This is a genomic window from Brevibacillus daliensis (assembly GCF_021245735.1).
In the GTDB taxonomy this organism is placed as follows: Bacteria; Bacillota; Bacilli; order Brevibacillales; family Brevibacillaceae; genus Brevibacillus_B; species Brevibacillus_B daliensis.
Genome location: NZ_JAJISB010000001.1, coordinates 204,007 through 223,704 on the forward strand (window position 1 = coordinate 204,007; position 19,698 = coordinate 223,704).

Genomic DNA, 19,698 nt, shown 5'->3' on the forward strand with positions numbered 1-19,698 from the left:
GCAGTTGCATGATTCATGCTGTCAGACACAATGCCCGTGTTCATTGTTACGAAACCTACCCTTACTTCTTCGCAAGTATCCAGTTTACTAATTGGTCAAACGGAACCTCTTCCTGCTCCCCTGTTGCCATTTCCTTGACCATAGCCGCGCCTTTTTCCATTTCAGATTCACCAATGATTACAGCAAACCTTGCTTCCACGCGATCCGCAGCTTTTAACTGACCTTTCATTTTCCGACCGAGATAATCCATCTCCGCTTTAATTCCAGCTTGACGCAATACGTCTACTTGTTGGAATACTTTTGTCTTCGCTGCTTCCGTCTGGATAACGAGATAGCAGTCAATTCCAGTCTCAATCGGCAATGCTACCGCTTGTTTCTCAAGTGCCATCAGCAGGCGTTCAATACTCATGGCAAAACCGATACCAGGCATATCTTCGCCGCCAATCTCAGCAACAAGACCATTGTAGCGACCACCGCCACATAATGTTTCTACTGCTCCGATTTCTGACATCTTAATTTCGAATGCAGTCAATGTATAGTAATCCAATCCACGAACAAGACGTGGGTTGATTGTATACGGAATACCGATCGCAGTCAGGTAAGCCTGCACATCCTCAAAATGCTTTTTGGACTCATCGCTCAGATAATCAAGGATGGAGGGAGCATTTTGAGTTAGCTGCTGGTCCTTTTTAACTTTGCAATCCAAAACTCTGAGTGGATTGCGGTCCAATCGGGACTGACAATCTTCACATAGCTGATCTCGAACAGGGTTGAGCGCTGCGATAAGCGCTTCACGATGACGTGCACGATCTTCTACTGTCCCAACGCTGTTCAGATCAACGGATAAACCAGTTAAGCCCAATTCCTGATACAAACGCATTGCTACTGAAATTACTTCAGCGTCAATGGCAGGGTCTGCCGAGCCAATTGCTTCCACACCGAACTGGACGAATTGACGGAAACGACCTGCTTGTGGACGCTCGTGACGGAACATCGGGCCACAGTAGTACAATTTCGTAGGTTGATTAGGAACACCATACAATTTCTTATCTACATAAGAACGAACCACACCTGCTGTTCCTTCAGGACGCAAGGTAAAATTACCTTCACCCCGAGATACTACACTGTACATCTCTTTTTCCACAATATCAGTAGTCTCGCCCACTCCACGACGGAATAACTCCGTCTGTTCAAAAATAGGTGTACGAATCTCCTGATAGTTGTAGCGCTTGCACAGGTCGCGCATCTTCTCCTCGATGTGTTGCCAAAGCTCCACCACTCCAGGCATAATGTCCTGTGTCCCGCGGGGAATTTGGATTTTTTCCATACCCGATTCTCCTTTACTATTTCATTTCCATATTAAAATCCGCACAGGGCGCCACCTCATTTTGGGTATAAAAAAAATCCCTCATCCTTGACATGCCCTACTGCTAACATGTCAGGGACGAGAGATGTGCGTTCTCCCGTGGTGCCACCCTGATTGGATATATATACATCATAATATCCCACTCATTTAATCATCGTAACGCCGATGCCGCGCCTTACAGTTACTATCTGGTAATTATTCATTCACCACATTTCACTGGGGTCTTCAGGGAAGTCATTCACCTAATCGTAATAGAGAAGCGCTCTCAGCCACGGCTCTTCATCTCTGGCTATTCGTTGTCAGGTTACTTAGTCCCGTCATCAGATCAAAATATATAGGAATTATCATAGCAAATGAAATACGCTTTAGTCAACTGAATTGTTGCCTATAATTCAATACAGATTGTAGGTACAATTTGGTAAAATACTATGCTGATTAGAGCTTCAAATTGTATTCCATAGATTTTTATACCAATTCCTTCCAATTATCGTATCATTCACTATTATTACATCCTTTTGTTTAAACTTCTTCTTTCATTTTCCCATACAATTCATCTAGATCTTTTATTTTACGATCAACTAACTCTTTATACGTATCGTTATATGTTTTAGGATCTTTCGGGTTAGGCCAGCGTGTTAGTTGCGTAGTACCAGGCTTCATAAATTTGGAGACGGCACCGCAGCCCAGCCCCAAAATCGTCTGTACTTCTTCCATCATGACTATGTTATAGATAGAATCCTGATTTTCTCTGGCATAGCCGACGTTTTCCAGATTCCCGAGGATGTTTTTTTGGCGATAGAGGTAATAGGGCACATAATCATGCTCCTTCGCCCACTCTTCTGTCATCTCCATCATCTGCATAATCTCTTCCCGATCAGCTACTTTATACTTGTCACGATTCTGGGTCATTTCTGATGCTCGTTTAAACGATAATGTATGAACCGTTACCGATGTAGGCAACAATTCTGCTGTCTGCTCAAGAGAATGTCTCATTTCATTAATGCCTTCATTGGGAAGCCCGATAATTAAGTCCATATTAATATTGGTTACACCGAGTTCCATCGCCATATGATACGTATCAATGGTTTCTTCCACCGTATGATGGCGACCAATTGCTTGTAAGGTTTCCTGTGTAAATGATTGCGGATTAATACTAATACGAGTTACCTTCCATTTTTTCATGACTTCCAGCTTTTCTTCTGTAATGGTGTCAGGTCGACCAGCTTCGACAGTTAACTCACGAACTTGTTCCATATGAGGAAATTTCTCGAACATTGTAACAAAAAGAGAATCCAATTCGTCTGCACTAATACTGGTAGGTGTGCCTCCGCCAAAATAAATGGAGGTGATGCGAAGATCATGGCGAGTAAGCCACTCTCCCAGCGCGCGAATTTCGTAGTGTAATCCTTCTAAAAACGGGTTAACATTTTGTCGATGAGCACCAATCGCATAAGCTGGAAACGTACAATATGCGCATTTGGTCGGACAAAAAGGAATGCCAATGTAAATAGATACTTCCCGATCAATGTTGTATAGATCAGGTACAATCTCTAACTGCCGATCTACAATTCCTTGAAGCAGCTGGAGTTTATGAGGGCGTACCATATAGTCTTCACGCAAGCGTTTATGCGCATCATCTCTGGTCATTTTGGACTTTAGCATACTGTGCAATAGCTTGCTGGGACGAATGCCAGTAAGAATACCCCAGCCTTGTGTCATGCCCGTATGACGTTCCAGTAACGTGAGAAGCGTATAAGATACTGCTTGCTTTGCAGTTTTGCGCATTCCTTTCTCTGTACGATCCTGATAAGAACGCTCATAATCGAACGAATCTTCTTTATCCATAAATAAAAGACGCCCAAAAACATGTACACCATGCTCTTCAGGCTCCATGACTAACTCAATTTTCAGTTCTTCCTGGGAAATATCTTCCCAACTATCTACATAACTGATTTGTGGCTCTTCATAAAAAAGGGCGGTAATAAAGCCAATTTCCCGCTCAAACTGATGCCCGATACACTTCACTTTTAACATGCTATTCACCTGCTTTTCAACAATCTATACCATCTTACCCCATGCAGAAAAGCAAGGTCAATGTAAGAAGCATGTTTGCATTTCTTTCTATACCCTAAAAGCAATACACTTTCCTACCGTTTTACCCGTCGGCGCATTTCCTGTACTTCACGAATGCTGATATGGAATTCCTGCGACATTTCTATGTCATTTAAAATGGTTTCCTTTTGCAAAAAATCATGAAAATCTACATGAAACAATCTTCGGCTTTGTTCCTGAGCAAAGCGCTCTTTGTTCGATTGACGCATATGAAATCCCTCCTTGACATAGTGTTACCTGTCTTTGGATTTTTCATAAGAGCGTTCAAGCTTTTGAAGAAAAAATATCAATTAATCTGTCGTTTCTTGCAGGATAATGTAGGTGAAAAGTAGAATTTTAATCTTTTACACTAGAAATTACTAATATTTACTTCTTGACGAGTACTAACTCACGCTTGGACAAGCCCTGTATTTCATCTAACATCGCTGTTCGCTTGTTTACTGGCGAATAAACTGCATCTGAAAGGAATGAATTAACGTGGTATCACGAAAAATGTTTATTGGGATGGCAACATGCCTCACAAGCTTAGTTGTCCCCTTCCAACTGGCATGGGCTGCGGATCAAGTACAAGTGACTGCAGATAACCTAAATATTCGCTCCGGTCCTGGAACGAATTACAGTATTGTCACCAGTGTCTCCCAGCCAGCAAAACTAACGGTTGTTTCCAAGCAAAATTCATGGACCAAGGTTAAGCTCCCCAATGGAAAAGACGGTTGGGTTATCAATACGCATGTAAAAGATGTTCCATCTGTCAAGTATGTAAAGAGTACAGCAGATCAACTAAATATTCGAAAAGAACCGAATACAACATCCCAAATCGTTCAAGTCATTAATAAGAATGGAACCTATCAAGAACTGAAAAAGCAAGGTGACTGGACACAACTCAAATTGTCTGACAAGACAATGGGATGGGCAAATACCAAGTTTTTACAATCTACAGCTGCTCCTGCAACACCTCAACAGAAACCAGCTGTTCCTGAACCTAAACCAAATACGAATACAACAACCAAACCAGATACCACCTCAAAACCTACTACGGTGACTCCACCGACTACCGGTTCTATTGCTTCACAAAACCCACCGGCAAACTCGCTTGGCACTGTGAATATAGCCACTACTACAAGTGTCTATATAGAACCAAACAGTAACGCCATGCTTCTCGGGCAGCTTAGCTCTGGTGATCAGGTCTATAAATACGCGGAATCAAATGGCTGGGTACAAATTTTGTACAATGGATATATTGGCTGGATCGTTAACCCGAGTCCTGCTGAGACTTCTCAGGATCAACCGCCAGGAATACAGACATTACCTGGCTACCCTGAGTCCACTTTACCTGCTACTGTTACCGTTAACGGAGACAATGTTAACATCAGAAGTCAGGCAAATATGGAAAGTCAGGTGGTATCAAAGGTAAACAAAGGTACCGTTCTTACTGTCGTTTCTAAGAGCAATGACTGGTATCAGATTACGTTACCAAATGGAGCTACTGGCTGGGTTGCCGGATGGTTGGTAAATAAACCGTCCACTCCTTCAGATATATATGTTGATCCGAATGAAACAGCCAATCACAATAACAGTGGTGCACTTATTCCAGCTCAAACAGGATTTAACATTAAGATAAAAACCAGCAATACAAATCTTCGTATCGCTCCGGATATTAATGCACAGGTAGTTGGAACCGTTCAGCCTGGCGAGGTTTACCCTGTTGTTAAAACAGAAGGTGAATGGTATCAAATTCGTTTGAAAGACAACTCAACCGCTTATATTGCTAGTTGGGTAGTGGAGAAAGATTCGCCGGAATTTAAGAATCTCCCTCCTTTAACAGGTAATGAAGCTCGTGGAAAAATTGTAGTAGTGGATGCAGGGCACGGTGGTACCCAGAACGGTGCCTCAGGGTCAACCTACGGCTCGAAAGAAAAAGAGCTTAATTTAGCCATTGCACAATTATTACAGCAAAAGTTGGAAGCGGCTGGTGCCCAGGTCATTATGACCCGTGCGGGCGACCAAACGCTATCTCTCCAGAGTCGAGTAGATGTAGCAGTCCAAAATAATGCTGACTTGTTTATCAGTGTTCATCACAATACACATAGTAACTCAGCTACAAACGGCACCATTATGTTCTACTATGAAAAAGGTAAATCCCAGGATTTTGCCAAATTGACACAGATAGAGATGGTAAATACGACTCAACTGAAAGACTTAAATGCTCGCTTTGGTGATTTCCACGTAATACGTGAAAATCCGAAGCCTTCCTTGTTAGCTGAAATCGGCTTCATTAGTAACCCAGAAGAAGAAGCAAAATTACGTCAACCACAACTGCAAGAATCTGCTGCTGAAGGACTATTCCGTGGTATCCTTCGTTACTTCCAGGTTTATCCTCAGTAAGTTTATTCTCTCTTATACAGAAAAAAACGGCATGTGAAGTATCTATTGAGATACTCACATGCCGTTTTCACTTAGCTTTCTACGATTAAAGTAACAGGTCCATCATTAAAAATTTCTACATCCATCATTGCTCCAAAGCGTCCTGTCTCTACCTGTAAACCTTTTTCGCGAAGAAGCTCATTAAATCTATCATACAAAGGTTTTGCCACTTCAGGTCTAGCTGCCTGGATGAAGCTAGGTCTACGTCCTTTTCTGCAATCGCCATACAACGTGAATTGGGAGATAGAGAGAATTGCACCACCAGTATCTAATACGGAGTGATTCATTTTCTCCTGATCATCCTCAAATATTCGCAAATTGGCTACTTTATCCGCTACAAACGCGAGGTCTTTCTCCGTATCTTCGTGGGTAATGCCCACCAACAGTACTAATCCATGTTCAATTTTCCCTACTATTTCTCCTGCAACCGTAACTTTAGATTGTTTGGAGCGTTGGACAACTACACGCATGTCTCTTTCATCTCCCTGCTGGAATTATTACTATTTAAGAAAAACTTCTATCGTAGTCTTTCGAAGAAGCTAGTTCTTCTTTAAAGGAAGTTTTTCATGCGTATAAGGAAGTGAAGCTCAGGTGTTATTACTTTCTTATACAGTAAGAAAAAAAGCAGCCTTTCTAAGCGCTGCCCTCCTCTAATTTGCTTTCAGTCTTGTTACGTATTTAAAATCCGACGTACGGAATAAATATCTTTGATCCGCTTTATACGTTCGACCACTCGTTGTAAATGATCGATATTTGTTATAACAATTGTCATATTGATCGTAGCCACTCTGTTACGGTCTGCTTTTCCACTGACAGCTGCAATGTTGGTTTTCGTTTCACCCACTACATGTAACACATCATTAAGTAACCCAGACCTATCATGACCGGTAATCTCAATATCGACATTGTAATTTTGAGTGTGATCACCCTCCCATTGGAGAGGAATCAGACGTTCCGCATCTTCTAATTCTACATTCGGACAATCTTTTCGATGGACAGATACACCTCTTCCCCGAGTGATAAATCCAATAATATCATCACCAGGAACAGGGGAGCAGCATCTGGAAATACGCGTTAACAGATTATCGATTCCCTGCACGCGAATACCAGTAATCGTTCTCCCTTGCTTATGCTGAGGTGCTTGCGTCTTAAACTCTTGAACAGCTTGCAGTTGTTGCTGTTCTTCCCGATCACGTCGCAGCTTTTCTGTTAAGCGGTTGACTACCTGAGCAGAAGTAAGTCCACCATATCCTACAGCCGAATACATATCTTCATCATTCTGAAAATTAAACTTCGTTACTGCCTCTTTTATATTATCTGCGGTCAGCGTTTCCTTCAGATCAAAGCCCCGAGACTTAATCTCCGCTTCTACCATGGAAAGGCCTTTTGCCACATTCTCTTCGCGCTTCTCTTTCTTGAACCATTGCTTGATCTTATTTTTTGCATGAGCAGACTTGGCGATTTTTAACCAGTCTTGACTAGGTCCATAGGAATGCTTAGATGTCAGGATTTCAATAATATCTCCCGTCCGCAGGGCAAAATCGAGTGGGACAATCTTGCCGTTTACCTTTGCCCCGATCGTGCGGTTACCTACAGCAGAGTGAATCCGATAGGCAAAATCAAGTGGAACTGAACCCTTTGGTAGTTCAACTACATCCCCTTTTGGTGTAAAGACGAAAACTGTATCTGAGAAGAGATCCTGCTTCAATGACTCCATGAATTCCTGAGCATTTGGCGTCTCTTCTTGTCCACCTTGAATAATTTCACGGAGGTTACCAATTTTCTCTTCAAAAGAGCCTTGCACAGAGCCCTTGCCTTCCTTATAAGCCCAGTGCGCAGCAATACCGATCTCCGCTGTTCGGTGCATCTCCCATGTACGAATCTGTACTTCCAATGGCTCACCTTTTGGTCCAATAACTGTGGTATGAAGTGACTGGTACATATTTGCTTTAGGCATAGCTATATAGTCCTTAAAGCGTCCCGGCATTGGTTTCCATAATGTATGGACGATACCTAACACAGCGTAGCAATCACGAATATCATTCACAATGATACGTAAAGCCAGTAGATCATAAATTTCGTTAAACTGCTTGTTTTGTGAAACCATCTTCTTATAAATACTGTATATATGTTTAGGACGACCTGAAATTTCTGCCTCAATGTGCAGTTCATCTAGCTTTTCCGTAATCATTTCCTTGGCTTCCGCAATGTACTCTTCTCTCTCAGTACGCTTCTTCTGCATCAGATTAACGATGCGATAATATTGTTGCGGATTTAAATAGCGAAGGGCAATGTCCTCCAGCTCCCATTTAACAAAGGCGATCCCCAGACGGTGTGCTAACGGTGCAAAAATCTCCAAGGTTTCATCAGAAATTTCACGTTGCTTCTCTTCAGACATATGTCTTAGGGTACGCATATTATGCAAACGGTCAGCCAGCTTGATCAGTATCACACGGATGTCCTGCGCCATAGCTACCAGCATTTTTCGATGATTTTCAGCTAGTTGTTCTTCTTTTGATTTGTATTTAATCTTTTCCAGCTTGGTTACGCCGTCAACTAAACAAGCAACCTCAGTACCATATTGGTTGCGAAGGTCATCAAGAGTAACCTCCGTATCCTCCACTACGTCATGCAAAAAACCGGCAGCTACGGTAACTGCATCCATGTGCATATCCGTTAAAATGCCAGCTACCGCAATTGGGTGCATGATGTAAGGAACTCCGGACTTGCGCACCTGTCCGTCATGAGCTTTTCGTGCCAGCTCATGGGCACGTTCCAGCAGAAGAATATCTTCTTCTGACATATAGCTTTTCGCTTTCTCAATGATTTCCTCGATGCCCGTTATCATATTTCCCTTCCTTAACCTTCACTCTGTTAAAGCTTATTAAGATATATTGGTACCGAAAATGTATCTCATTCTCTTAAAACGTGTTACCTTTTATTATCTTGTAAGAAGGAAAAAATGTAAAGGTAATAATCTTCCATTCTGTGCGGATTTCCTGATATTTAGACACTTTCCCCAAATCTTCGCCTATAAAGCGCTCAAATGCTCGTGAATAAGCTTCCATTCACCTTGTTCATTACGTATAAAGACATTAGTGGCACGTCCAGAACCAGAAGCAAACTTTCCTTTATGATAGCCCTGCCAATGATAGGTATACAGACAGGTAGCTGATTTTTTTTCTGACACAATCCACGTAACATCCCTGGCTTCATACACTTCATCCTTAATCACATTCCACGCATTCTCAAAATACGCCTGAATTTCAACCAAAGTGGTACATGTTTTATCTGAAAACCAATACACGGCATCAGGGTGCAGTATTTGACGTACTTGAGAAAAATCATGGGTGTTCGTAGCCTCTATGTATGTTTGTAGTGCATTGTTATAAGTCATGTTATCGTGTTTACCATTTTCTATGTATATTTTTATAGAAAAAAAAACAACCATCGTGGTGTAGGTTCGATGGTTGTGTGATAGGTATTATTTAGTATGTTACTAATGAAAAAATTGGAAAGTCTAGTTTCTTGCGGCCTTCAAGATAACTCAATTCAATCAGGAAAACAGCTCCAACTACAATTCCACCCAACTGCTCAATCAGCTTCACGGTCGTTTCAATCGTTCCACCTGTAGCAAGTAAGTCGTCTGCAATGACAACACGATCTCCCGGCTTGATTGCATCTTCATGAATCGCTAATGAATCTTTACCATACTCCAGACTATAGTCTGCTTGAATTGATTTATAAGGAAGCTTGTTAGCTTTGCGTACTGGAATAAAACCAAGTCCCATTTCAACAGCAAGGGGTGTTCCCACCACGAATCCACGAGCTTCAGGACCAGCGATGATGTCTGCATCAAGCGTTTCAGTGAACGTTTTTAGCTCTGCAATCGCTGCACGGTATACTTCACCCTCTTTTAACAGGGTTGTAATATCTTTAAACCGAATTCCTGGTTGTGGATAGTCTGGAATCACACGAATATAATCTTTGAAATTCATCAAGGAAAGCCTCCTAATAATAAAATCACAGGTTAAAAAGTAGCAACATCATTCAGGTAAATGATGAATTGCTTCTAGGTATTTTGCAAGCCCTTCATGATTAGAAAGAAGAAGCTCTGCATGCATTTCTGCCTCTCTTTTCCAAGTTACTAAAAGTTCCGATGACTCTAGTGAGGATTTCTTCGGCTCAGGGTAATACGAATACGTCTTTTCTTCCTCACTGATAAATTGCAGATCCAAAAAAACAGCAAGCATTCGCTCAAGTACCGATCTCTTTACTTTCATTTTTTTGGCAAGTGAATCAAGATGAGCCTTGTTGATTTTATCATATTGTCTAAAGATTTGATATAGCACCTTGAAATCTTCTCTACTTGGGACATGCAATAATTCAAAACTGTGGTCCGATTCCCCGAACATACACGTAACCACTTCTAACTCAGAAAATGCTGTGAGTGCATGCTGCAACGCTTTCGGAGAGGTTGGCAAATCATATATGAGTAGCCTTGGTTCTCCACCGGGTTTCTTCCCTTCCATAATCCCAATTTCTGTAATATACGAAATCCGAGTATCATCTAGCCCGCTATCTTTGCATATTTGACAAAGGGTATCGTAGCTTTGTTTCTGAAAGGTTACAGTTATACTTGGTTGATGTCTATGTTGCTCCAGCCATTTTCGCTCTTTGTCACGTATGCCACGCCAGTCAAAAATCTGCTGATGCATCACAGCGATATCTTTTAGCATAAACTGTGGTTTCTTATTTCCGTTCCACTCATTGACTTGTAACTCACCCAGTAATGAGAGCCGTGCATTTGGAGTCACTTTTTCCATTATTGAAGCAAATTGAAAGCCGATCGCATCAATCTGCTTTTGATTGTGAGACAACATGCATTTTAAATGGGACTCGTCTTTACCAATCTTACGCATTCCCTGGTGGCTAGCTTCTTTACATAAAAGGATTGGAGTAGGGTTCCCCATACCAAACGGAGCCATTTCTTCCAACTCGGAAGCAAGATCAAGGCTCATATCCTCAATCGTTACCTCAAGATCTACACGAGACTGTGGAATATAATCCTCAGGCGAAAGCAACGTACCAGCCAACTGATTTAACTGCTCTCTAAACGGCTCCAGATTCTCTATAGGCAACGTCATTCCCGCTGCCATTGTATGCCCCCCATAATGAGGAAGAAGCTCTTTGCTGGCAGTTAGAGCCTCATACATATCAAATCCGGCAATACTTCTGGCCGATCCTTTTGCTATCCCTTTTTCTGAATCAATTCCAAGAACAATTGTTGGACGATAAAATTTCTCTACCAGTCGCGAAGCAACGATACCTACGACTCCAACGTTCCAGCCCTCTTTTGCCACAACCAATACATGGTTTGAATCTGGCGGATACATCTCTTCAACCATGGCAATCGCTTCATCAGCCATTTCCGAAACGAGATCCTGGCGCTCTTTATTTATTTGATCCAGTGTTTCTGCAAGGTCTTTCGCTTCTTCTTTATCATCTGTAACGAGTAACTGGACTGCGGCTTCTGCTGTCTCCAATCTGCCAACTGCATTGATCCTTGGTCCGATCGCAAATCCAACGTGTCCAGCAGTAAGCTCCTTGTCACCAAGGCCACATACATCAATCAATGCTTTTATTCCAATATTTCTTGTTTGATTTAATCGTTTCAAACCAAGACTGGCCAACACGCGATTCTCATCAATAAGCGGCACCAAATCAGCAATGGTTCCAATCGCAGCGAGATCAATTAAATCCATTGGTGGCTCCTCTAGAAGAGCATGACCCAATTTGAATGCAACTCCTACACCTGCAAGCATGTCAAACGGATACGAACACCCGGGCTTCTTAGGATTAATGACAGCGTAGGCATCTGGAATAATTGCAGGTGGTTCATGGTGGTCCGTAATAATCAGATCAAGACCAAGCTGTTTCGAATGTTCCACTTGATCCACAGCACTTATCCCTGTATCTACTGTAACCACAAGCTGAAAACCGCTGTCATGTAAATATGACAGCGCGTCTTTGTTTAAACCATATCCTTCTTTAAAACGGTTCGGAATATAATAATCAAATGTAGCACCTAGCTTACGCATTAGATGTACCATTAGAGATGTGGAACTGACTCCATCCGCATCATAATCACCATAGATACAAATTGCTTCTTTATTAGCAATTGCTTGGCGTATTCGATGTACGCTTTTTTCCATTCCATCCATGAGAAAAGGATGATGAAATTGTTCTGGACTAGCATGTAAAAATGCCTTTACCAGCTCTGGCGTATTCATCCCTCGAAGTACAAGTAATCTTGCAAGGAGCAATGATATATCACAGGCCTCTGCAATTTCTTTACTCACTGAATCATCAAATGAGGAAAGCTGCCATCTCGACCTTGCTTTTAGCATAGGACAACCCTCCAATACCCATTTATTATAGTAGATATCGGAGGTTGCGCCAAGCAGTTGTCTATATTTCACTCTCTGAAATGTAAACAGTCTAATTAAACTCAAAAAAAATCAACCATGGCAATAGGACCACGGTTGATTTTTTGTTAGAAGTTGATCTTATGCCTCAGGAGTAGGTTCCAACTTCGCTTTTTTCTTCATATCTCGCTCTTTTAGAGAAATCCATGTTTGTGCCGCAATAAAGATGGAAGAATAGGTACCACTAACCAAACCGAAAATCAGCGCTAGTGAGAAGTTACGAATTCCTTCACTACCAAAGATAGCAAGGATCACTGTTGCAATGAATACCGTACCAACTGTGAAGATAGAACGGCGCATGGTTTGCCATAGGCTGACGTTAACCATATGCTCGATAGAATCAATCGTATCGCATTTCATAGAGCGCATATTTTCACGAATCCGGTCAAAGATAACGATGGTATCGTTAATCGAGTAACCGACAATGGTTAGAATCGCAGCAACGAAAGTTAAGTCTACTTCAATACGGAAAATAGAGAACATCGCAACTGGAATGAAAGCATCATGCAGTAGTGCTCCGATACAAGCAAGACCAAAGTATAACTCAAAGCGAATTGCAATGTAAACAACGATAAAAGCAGAAGCAATCAGGACGGCAATAACCGCTTTGTTTACCATCTCATTAGCAATTACCGGGTCCACTGTAGACTCTTGTTTCGTTACTTGTGGTCCATATTTATCTTGCAGTTTTTTCTCTATCTCTGTTAGTTTTACAGGTTCAATAACCTTCTCAAAAGTTGTCGTTGCAAACTCCTTGTTATTTCCATACTTCGTTATTTCTTCAAACTCTACATCAGGAACAACTTCCTGCACGATAGCTTGTACATCATTTAATTCAAACTGTTTATTTATTAACATATCAAGTCGAGTCCCTGATTTAAAATCTACCCCGGCATTTAGACCAAAAATCAAGGTAGATACTAATCCAAGCACTAAAAGAATTGCTGAGAACAGGAAGAACTTCCGACGATGACGAGCAAAATCAAAGTATATTTTCGTTTCTTTTTTAGAGTTCACCGATTTCACTCTCCTTTACACCGAACCAACGTGGTTTTTTGCACATATTGGCACGAAGCAGTAACGAGAGCAAGAAGCGGGTACCAAATACGTTGGTAATCAAACTTACTATGATCGTAACAACCATTGTAAGGGCAAATCCTTGAATAGCACTTGTTCCAAAGTAAAACAGAACTCCAGCTGCAATCAACGTAGTTACGTGTGAGTCAATGATCGTAATGAACGATCGTCTGGAACCTGCACGGAAAGCTGACAAGATCGTCTTACCGCTTCTAATCTCCTCTTGTATCCGCTCATTGGTAATAATATTGGAGTCAACCGCCATCCCTACTGATAGAATAAATCCGGCAATACCTGGCAAGGTTAAGGTCGCATTCATCCAGTACAAAACAAGTAGACTCAAATATGCAAAGAAGATCAGCATGATATTCGCAATAAGCCCAGGAACGCGATATACCACTAGCATGAAAATGAGAATAAGGATAGAACCGATAACTCCTGCATTTAAGGTTTTTTGTAATGCCATCTCACCAAGAGATGCCCCTACCGATGTTACCGATTTCTCAATCAATTTAGCAGGAAGCGCACCAGCATTTAGGATTTCAGCCATTTCTCTAGCTGATTCTTTTGTATAGCTACCCTCTATGATTGCACTACCGGTGGTAATAATATCGTTAATCGTAGGGCTGGTAATCAAGTTTTCATCAAGGTAAATGCTTAAAGGTTTCCCGACCATCTCACGGGTAATGTCAGCAAATTTTTTAGCATCCTTGAATTTCAAAGCAACGACAGGTTGGTTTAGTTTGCCATAGCTGAGAGCTGCACCACCTGGAGCCAAATCATTACCACTCATTAATTTTGTTCCTTTAGAATCTCGGAACGTTAGTACAGCTGGTTTACCAATTAGCTCACGTAATTTCTCAGGGTTATCAACCCCTGCTAGTTTTACACGTATACGATTAGGTTGTTCAATGGTAACCTCTGGTTCTTGAACTTTACCAATGTTTACGCGCGTCTCAACCATTTGAGCGGTTGCAGTCAGCACAGATTTATCCACTTTTTGCTTTTCATCTAGTGGCTGTACTTCATACAAAATCTCGAATCCGCCTTTTAAGTCAAGACCGAGTACCATTCCTCCAGCTACTGGTTTAATAGTAGTGGCCACAATTGTACCAATAAGTCCGACTACAATTAGGAAGAGAACAAATCTGCTCCACTTAATCATCTTAAAAAAATGCCCCTTTCCCACTCAGATGCAGCACGACGTCAATACTGTATCCCTAACTCATTTTATCAATATGCCCATTATAGACTTCTGAAAAAAAGCATGTCAAATCGACCCATTATTTTTGTACATGTTAATCATCACGTAATTCATATATTTGTTAATTTTTAGGGATAAGATTTCATTGACCACCTTATGAAAAGCTGGTTTCTCACTACCTTTAAAACCCGCCGTTACACAATCCCAAACATCTTTATATGTAATGTTATCGTAACCTAGCATAGCAAATTCCTCTACCTTACTTTGGCAAAGTTGTATAATATCTTCTAATTTATCAGCATCAACAAAACGTTCCATATCCTCCATAATTCACTCTCCTAACCAAATTTTTTATATTTTGATTGAAGCTTGTCATCAAAATATAGTCATGCTAAGCAAGGCACGTCCATAAGGTAGTAATGGAATATGTTTTTTTCACACGATGCAAGAAGAAAGGGTAATTCCATGAAAAAATCCTTTTTTTACGGGACAATGGTACTGATTGTTGCAGGTGGTTTTACAAAAGTTCTGGGATTTGCCCACCGAATTATTCTTTCACGTATTATTGGTGCAGAAGGTATGGGTTTGTATCAAATGATTGTACCACTTCTGTATTTTCTGATAGCAATCACAACGTTTGGTCTACCTGTCGCTATCGCCAAACAAGTGGCAGAAGCAGAATCTGCAGGTGATCGTCATCTATCCAGAAGATACTTATATCTTTCCTTGTGCATCACAGGCGGTATCAGCATGTTCGTCTGCCTGCTCCTCTTGGTAGGTGCCAGATTCTTTACCAATCTGTTCTTCACCGATTCTCGTACTTATTTGCTTCTGCTCGTCTCCTTGCCTGTTCTGCCATTAGCCAGCTTGTCAGCAATATTACGCGGGTATTTTCAAGGCAAACAAAACATGATCCCTACAGCTGTGTCCCAACTGGTAGAACAAATCGTCAGAATTCTTCTGGTAGTTGTGATGACCGCAACATTCCTACCATATGGAATTGAGTATGCGACAGCAGGTGCAGTAGGTAGCATAGTAGTTGGTGAACTTGCTGGATTAAGTTATATCGTGTGGAATTATAAAAAGAGCAGAAATCCAATCAGGCAGACTTTTAAACAGCAAGGACCGATACGTGACATGTTTGCTAGAAGCACAAGATATATCAAACAGCTGCTCCATGTCTCATTACCCGTAACTCTAAGCAGGGTTGTTGGCTCTATCGCTTATGTAGTTGAGCCAATGCTAGTCCCTTTTGCATTAGTAATGGCTGGCTATAAAACGGTGGAAGCTACTTCCCTATATGGTCAATTTGCCGGTATGGCTGTTCCTTTGTTATTATTTCCCACATTCTTAACTTATTCCTTGTCCATTTCCATGGTACCTGCTGTTGCAGAGGCTGCCTTCCAAGGAAATACAGCTATGGTTAAGCGAAGAATTAACCAAGCTATGCGTATAACACTCGTTGTAGGTGCCCCTTGCGCCGTATTGCTATATATATTTGCAGAACCTCTCACTCTGCTTTTATACAATCAGGCTGAGGTAGGAACGTTGTTAAGACAGTTAGCCCCGTTCTCAGTCTTCCTATTCTTTCAGGCACCCTTGGCCGCTGCCCTGCAAGGACTAGATCAAGCCCATATCGTTCTCCGTAATACGCTATTTGGTACTGTTCTAAAAATTATCGCAATGTTCTTGCTTACATCTCGCCAGGAATTTGGTATCAGCGGCGCTATCATCGCACTAAATTTAAATATTACTTTGGTTACGATGCTACACTATGCCAGCCTGGTAAAAGGAATCGGATTTACTCTACCTATCGGAGATTTTATTAAGATTGGATTAGCTATGATTACGATCGGCTTCTTCGCATCCTATTTGGCTACAGATATTTTGACATCCAGCGGTTTGATAAACATGCTCTTTGTCAGTTCTGCTTCTGCAACCTTACTGTACATCATTATTCTGGTTATCCTTCGTGTAATCGGCAGGCAGGATATACTTAGAATCCCTTGGGTTGGCCAATATCTCGCTATCCTATTTCCCCGCAGATAATTATTTGCGGGGTTTTTTTTCCATTAGATCAATATATAATTTCCCGTATTCATCCACACTGCAAAAGAAAACCTGTTGATATTTGTTGACTCCCATTTTTTTCAGTTCTCTCTTTAACCACAGATGGTTTTTTCCAATCTTGTCTAACGCATTTTCCTGAACCTTCCCGTCCATAATCAAAGGGAGAGGTAATTTTGCAGCAATTTCTTCAATCACTGGTTTTCGCGGCTTTAGTCCCAATTCTTTCATCGTTACAGGAGATTCCACTTTTTTAGTAAAAGCACTCACTTTTCCCGTGGTTTCTAATATAGCAAATTCTACATCAGCTAGATTTTTAATATTACTTTGTCGTAGTTGGAGTAATAAGTCATCAAGATTTAGACGATTGCTTCTTAATGCCTCTTCATTAATCTTGCCATCCTCAATTAATACATCAGAGTGACCACTAATGAAATTTCGGAACTTTTTACTCTTCATTAACGTATAGGAAAGACCAATTTCCAAAATAGCAAGCAGGACCATCGGGCTTAATAAGTGGACTAATGGTCTATCAGTTTGATCAATTGCCAAGACGGCCATTTCAGCAAACATAATGGAGATAACAATATCAAAGGGGGACATTTGACCCACTTCACGTTTCCCCATTATCCGCATAAGCAGCAGGAGAAAAAAATAACTAAAGAGGGTACGCAAAAGAATGGTGACCAGTTCCATGTAGCAATGCCTCCCTTCCTATCATACCTGATAGTCTTTTCGGGAGGTTACCTGATTATGCGTCCCTCTGTTTTCCTATCGTTGCCTATCCTACTCGATATTATCTTACAGCCATTTTTTCTTTTTAAACACATACACCATCCAGACAGTAAGCAGAATCATTGAACCAAACGCAATGACAAACATAATCGGTTCTGCCTCTTCTCCAAGCCAGGCAAACGTGTTCATTCCAAAAATACCGGTGATAAAAGTAAGAGGTAAAATTACAGTTGAAATGATGGTCAGAACTCGTACTGTTTCATTGCTTCTACCTGTAATAATGGTGTAATACGTATCAAGTGTACCGTTAACCAGGTCCCGATAGATCTCTGTTGAGTCTGCGATTCGCTCCAGATGGTCGGTTAAGTCAATATAAAAAGGTACATTTCCCTCCGAAATATCAAAGGAATATCGTCCATTTACATTGGCGAAAATCCTCTTCTGAGGCATGATTACACGCCTGATTAAGAGCAATGTTCGCTTTAAGGCAAGGAATTCTTCCGTAATTTCTTCCGTCTGATGCTCATAAATTTCATCTTCCAATTCGTCAATACGCACGCTTAGACGGTCCATGATCGGGAAGTATTCATCGGTAATCCCATCGACAATCGCATAGAGCAAATAATCTGGACCTCGATTCATCAGAGCATTACTACGGTGACACTGTGCAGCAATACGACCAATGGTATTCATCGGTGACTTATGGATGGTCACGATGTAATTGGGACCCAAGAATACATTCAGCTCAACCGTCGTGACCTCGGTATCACTTTCCTCGTTATAACGAAGAGCATGGAATACGAAGAAATAATATCCATCATATTTATCCACTTTTGCTCTAGGGCTTACATGCAGACAGTCTTCTATCGCCAATGGGTGAAACTCAAAAATATCTGCAATGTAATGAAGCTCATCGTTACCTACATCATATAAATCTATCCACACCAAGTCTTCGGGAGATTTCAACCATTCATCCTTCTTTGTTAGATCTACATCGTGAGACATCCTCTGCTCAGAATGATTGTAAAAATAAGTTTTAATCATTTTCCCACCCCCGTTTTTTTCATATTCATCATACGAAAATTCGGCACGTTATTCAATCAAGAATGAATAAGCTTGCCAAGCCTCTCATATATATGATAGCAAGATTGAATTGTGAGAGGACGGATACATATGCGTAGTCATTCCACCTCGGTTATGACCGGACTTTTTTTAACTCTGGGACTTGTCTTATTGGGCTCGATCATAACCGCCCTTCTTCTATCCTTCAGCGATATTCAAGAGAGTTCCCTCCCTTATTTCAGTTATGCAATTAATGTCATCAGTCTTCTAATTGGTGGCTATGTAACAGGTCGTAAAAGTGGTGTCCGCGGCTGGTACTATGGTGGTTTGGCCGGTCTTGGTTATTTCTTACTGGTGCTATTAATCGGCTTTCTTGGCTTCGATGCACCTCTAGAGTTAAACACGCTGCTTTATACAATATTTGCATTCGTTATAGCAGCTATTGGCGGCGTGTTCGGAGTTAATTCTAGTAATCGTCGGTGAGACGTTCTACACTTGTTCTAGTGAGATGGTAAAAGCATGATGGTCGGCTTCGCTTCTATTGACAGTTCCAAGGAAGCTACGCCGGCCATCATGCTTTTTCACGCACAGTAGATTTCTAACGACGGTCAAGTAAGAAATATTGCGATCTTCGTTCATAATAAACCAGATAAGAAAATTCTTGAAACCTGTTGAGTAGCATTGCTATTACTAATTATTACAGATTTCCTACACTTTATGAAATAAGAAAAACTTCTATCGAAGTCCTTTCGAGGAAGCTGGTACTTCCTTAGCGGATGTTTTTCATGCGTATCAGGAAGTGAACCTTCGAAGTTTATACTTTCTGATACAGTAAAAAAGCTGCCTTATTGGCAGCTTTTTACCTATATTTTACTCCTCCGCAGGTTCAGCAGAAGTAGGCTCTGATGCAAGAATAGAGTTAACTGAACCACGATCAAAAGTGATGTGTGCGTTGTGAGCTACTTTAAGGATCATTGTATCATCAGTCAAATCCTGAACGGTACCATGCATTCCTCCAATTGTTACAACACGATCACCTTTTTTTAATGCTCCTAGCATTGCGTTGCGTTGTTTATTACGTTTTTGTTGAGGACGAATAAGCAAAAAGTAAAAGATAACAAACATAATAATGATGGGCAATAGCCCTGCAAATTCTTGCATGT

The 19,698-nt window shown here is 41.2% G+C and carries 17 protein-coding genes; 3 read left to right on the forward strand and 14 right to left on the reverse strand.

Annotated features, from left to right (window positions below; genetic code table 11):
- Positions 1–61: 61 nt before the first annotated feature.
- The 3 genes from hisS to LM917_RS01115 form a co-directional block, all read right to left on the reverse strand.
- Entirely contained in the window at positions 62–1,327 is a 1,266-nt protein-coding gene (gene hisS / locus LM917_RS01105; RefSeq protein WP_232695548.1) for a histidine--tRNA ligase, read from the reverse strand.
- A gap of 558 nt (positions 1,328–1,885) precedes the next feature.
- The gene (locus LM917_RS01110) at positions 1,886–3,400 is read right to left on the reverse strand and encodes a coproporphyrinogen III oxidase (protein ID WP_232695549.1); all 1,515 of its coding nucleotides are present in this window, start codon (positions 3,398–3,400) and stop codon (positions 1,886–1,888) included.
- Positions 3,401–3,513: 113 nt separating this feature from the next.
- Positions 3,514–3,687 (reverse strand): hypothetical protein, encoded by a 174-nt coding sequence (locus LM917_RS01115; RefSeq protein WP_232695550.1) that lies wholly within the window; start codon positions 3,685–3,687, stop codon positions 3,514–3,516.
- Positions 3,688–3,955: 268 nt separating this feature from the next.
- Between LM917_RS01115 and LM917_RS01120 the strand changes: the two genes are divergently transcribed.
- Positions 3,956–5,863, forward strand: coding sequence for an N-acetylmuramoyl-L-alanine amidase family protein (locus LM917_RS01120; protein WP_232695551.1), 1,908 nt, complete (start codon positions 3,956–3,958; stop codon positions 5,861–5,863).
- A 71-nt stretch (positions 5,864–5,934) separates the two neighbouring features.
- On the opposite strand, the gene dtd is transcribed toward LM917_RS01120, so the two are convergent.
- The 8 genes from dtd to LM917_RS01160 all read right to left on the reverse strand — a co-directional run bounded on the left by dtd (position 5,935) and on the right by LM917_RS01160 (position 14,998).
- A complete protein-coding gene (gene dtd, locus LM917_RS01125; RefSeq protein ID WP_232695552.1) occupies positions 5,935–6,372 on the reverse strand; it encodes a D-aminoacyl-tRNA deacylase in 438 nt (145 codons plus the stop codon).
- A gap of 200 nt (positions 6,373–6,572) precedes the next feature.
- On the reverse strand, positions 6,573–8,750 hold the full coding sequence (locus tag LM917_RS01130) for a RelA/SpoT family protein (RefSeq protein ID WP_232695553.1): 2,178 nt from the start codon (positions 8,748–8,750) through the stop codon (positions 6,573–6,575).
- Between the two features lie 183 nt (positions 8,751–8,933).
- Complete coding sequence (locus LM917_RS01135) at positions 8,934–9,299, reverse strand: YybH family protein (protein WP_232695554.1); 366 nt, start codon at positions 9,297–9,299, stop codon at positions 8,934–8,936.
- A 91-nt stretch (positions 9,300–9,390) separates the two neighbouring features.
- Positions 9,391–9,900: an adenine phosphoribosyltransferase gene (locus tag LM917_RS01140; RefSeq protein ID WP_232695555.1), complete on the reverse strand. Its 510-nt coding sequence runs from the start codon at positions 9,898–9,900 to the stop codon at positions 9,391–9,393.
- Between the two features lie 48 nt (positions 9,901–9,948).
- Entirely contained in the window at positions 9,949–12,312 is a 2,364-nt protein-coding gene (recJ, locus tag LM917_RS01145) for a single-stranded-DNA-specific exonuclease RecJ (RefSeq protein WP_232695556.1), read from the reverse strand.
- Between the two features lie 159 nt (positions 12,313–12,471).
- Positions 12,472–13,407: a protein translocase subunit SecF gene (gene secF, locus LM917_RS01150; RefSeq protein ID WP_232695557.1), complete on the reverse strand. Its 936-nt coding sequence runs from the start codon at positions 13,405–13,407 to the stop codon at positions 12,472–12,474.
- Positions 13,397–14,632, reverse strand: a complete 1,236-nt coding sequence (gene secD, locus LM917_RS01155; protein WP_232695558.1) for a protein translocase subunit SecD — start codon at positions 14,630–14,632, stop codon at positions 13,397–13,399. Before secD ends, secF begins: the two co-directional genes overlap by 11 nt.
- A 105-nt stretch (positions 14,633–14,737) precedes the next feature.
- A complete protein-coding gene (locus tag LM917_RS01160) occupies positions 14,738–14,998 on the reverse strand; it encodes a post-transcriptional regulator (protein ID WP_232695559.1) in 261 nt (86 codons plus the stop codon).
- A gap of 138 nt (positions 14,999–15,136) precedes the next feature.
- On the opposite strand from LM917_RS01160, the gene spoVB reads away from it, so the two are divergent.
- Positions 15,137–16,720 carry a stage V sporulation protein B gene (gene spoVB, locus LM917_RS01165; RefSeq protein ID WP_232695560.1) on the forward strand — a complete coding sequence of 528 codons (1,584 nt, stop codon included), beginning with the start codon at positions 15,137–15,139 and terminating at the stop codon, positions 16,718–16,720.
- On the opposite strand, the gene LM917_RS01170 is transcribed toward spoVB, so the two are convergent.
- Positions 16,721–17,434, reverse strand: coding sequence for a DUF421 domain-containing protein (locus LM917_RS01170; protein WP_232695561.1), 714 nt, complete (start codon positions 17,432–17,434; stop codon positions 16,721–16,723).
- Positions 17,435–17,539: 105 nt separating this feature from the next.
- A complete protein-coding gene (corA, locus tag LM917_RS01175; RefSeq protein WP_232695562.1) occupies positions 17,540–18,517 on the reverse strand; it encodes a magnesium/cobalt transporter CorA in 978 nt (325 codons plus the stop codon).
- A gap of 129 nt (positions 18,518–18,646) precedes the next feature.
- Between corA and LM917_RS01180 the strand changes: the two genes are divergently transcribed.
- Entirely contained in the window at positions 18,647–19,018 is a 372-nt protein-coding gene (locus LM917_RS01180) for a TIGR04086 family membrane protein (protein ID WP_232695958.1), read from the forward strand.
- Positions 19,019–19,405: 387 nt separating this feature from the next.
- On the opposite strand, the gene yajC is transcribed toward LM917_RS01180, so the two are convergent.
- Positions 19,406–19,696: a preprotein translocase subunit YajC gene (gene yajC, locus LM917_RS01185; protein WP_232695563.1), complete on the reverse strand. Its 291-nt coding sequence runs from the start codon at positions 19,694–19,696 to the stop codon at positions 19,406–19,408.
- Between the last annotated feature and the right edge of the window lie 2 nt (positions 19,697–19,698).

Excerpts from the sequence above, each read along its gene's own strand:
- hisS (WP_232695548.1), bottom strand. The coding sequence starts at position 1,327 with ATGGAAAAAATCCAAATTCCCCGCGGGACACAGGACATTATGCCTGGA.
- LM917_RS01110 (WP_232695549.1), bottom strand. The coding sequence starts at position 3,400 with ATGTTAAAAGTGAAGTGTATCGGGCATCAGTTTGAGCGGGAAATTGGC.
- LM917_RS01115 (WP_232695550.1), bottom strand. The coding sequence starts at position 3,687 with ATGCGTCAATCGAACAAAGAGCGCTTTGCTCAGGAACAAAGCCGAAGA.
- dtd (WP_232695552.1), bottom strand. The coding sequence starts at position 6,372 with ATGCGTGTAGTTGTCCAACGCTCCAAACAATCTAAAGTTACGGTTGCA.
- LM917_RS01130 (WP_232695553.1), bottom strand. The coding sequence starts at position 8,750 with ATGATAACGGGCATCGAGGAAATCATTGAGAAAGCGAAAAGCTATATG.
- LM917_RS01135 (WP_232695554.1), bottom strand. The coding sequence starts at position 9,299 with ATGACTTATAACAATGCACTACAAACATACATAGAGGCTACGAACACC.
- LM917_RS01140 (WP_232695555.1), bottom strand. The coding sequence starts at position 9,900 with ATGAATTTCAAAGATTATATTCGTGTGATTCCAGACTATCCACAACCA.
- recJ (WP_232695556.1), bottom strand. The coding sequence starts at position 12,312 with ATGCTAAAAGCAAGGTCGAGATGGCAGCTTTCCTCATTTGATGATTCA.
- secD (WP_232695558.1), bottom strand. The coding sequence starts at position 14,632 with ATGATTAAGTGGAGCAGATTTGTTCTCTTCCTAATTGTAGTCGGACTT.
- LM917_RS01160 (WP_232695559.1), bottom strand. The coding sequence starts at position 14,998 with ATGGAGGATATGGAACGTTTTGTTGATGCTGATAAATTAGAAGATATT.
- spoVB (WP_232695560.1), top strand. The coding sequence starts at position 15,137 with ATGAAAAAATCCTTTTTTTACGGGACAATGGTACTGATTGTTGCAGGT.
- LM917_RS01170 (WP_232695561.1), bottom strand. The coding sequence starts at position 17,434 with ATGGAACTGGTCACCATTCTTTTGCGTACCCTCTTTAGTTATTTTTTT.
- corA (WP_232695562.1), bottom strand. The coding sequence starts at position 18,517 with ATGATTAAAACTTATTTTTACAATCATTCTGAGCAGAGGATGTCTCAC.
- LM917_RS01180 (WP_232695958.1), top strand. The coding sequence starts at position 18,647 with ATGCGTAGTCATTCCACCTCGGTTATGACCGGACTTTTTTTAACTCTG.
- yajC (WP_232695563.1), bottom strand. The coding sequence starts at position 19,696 with ATGCAAGAATTTGCAGGGCTATTGCCCATCATTATTATGTTTGTTATC.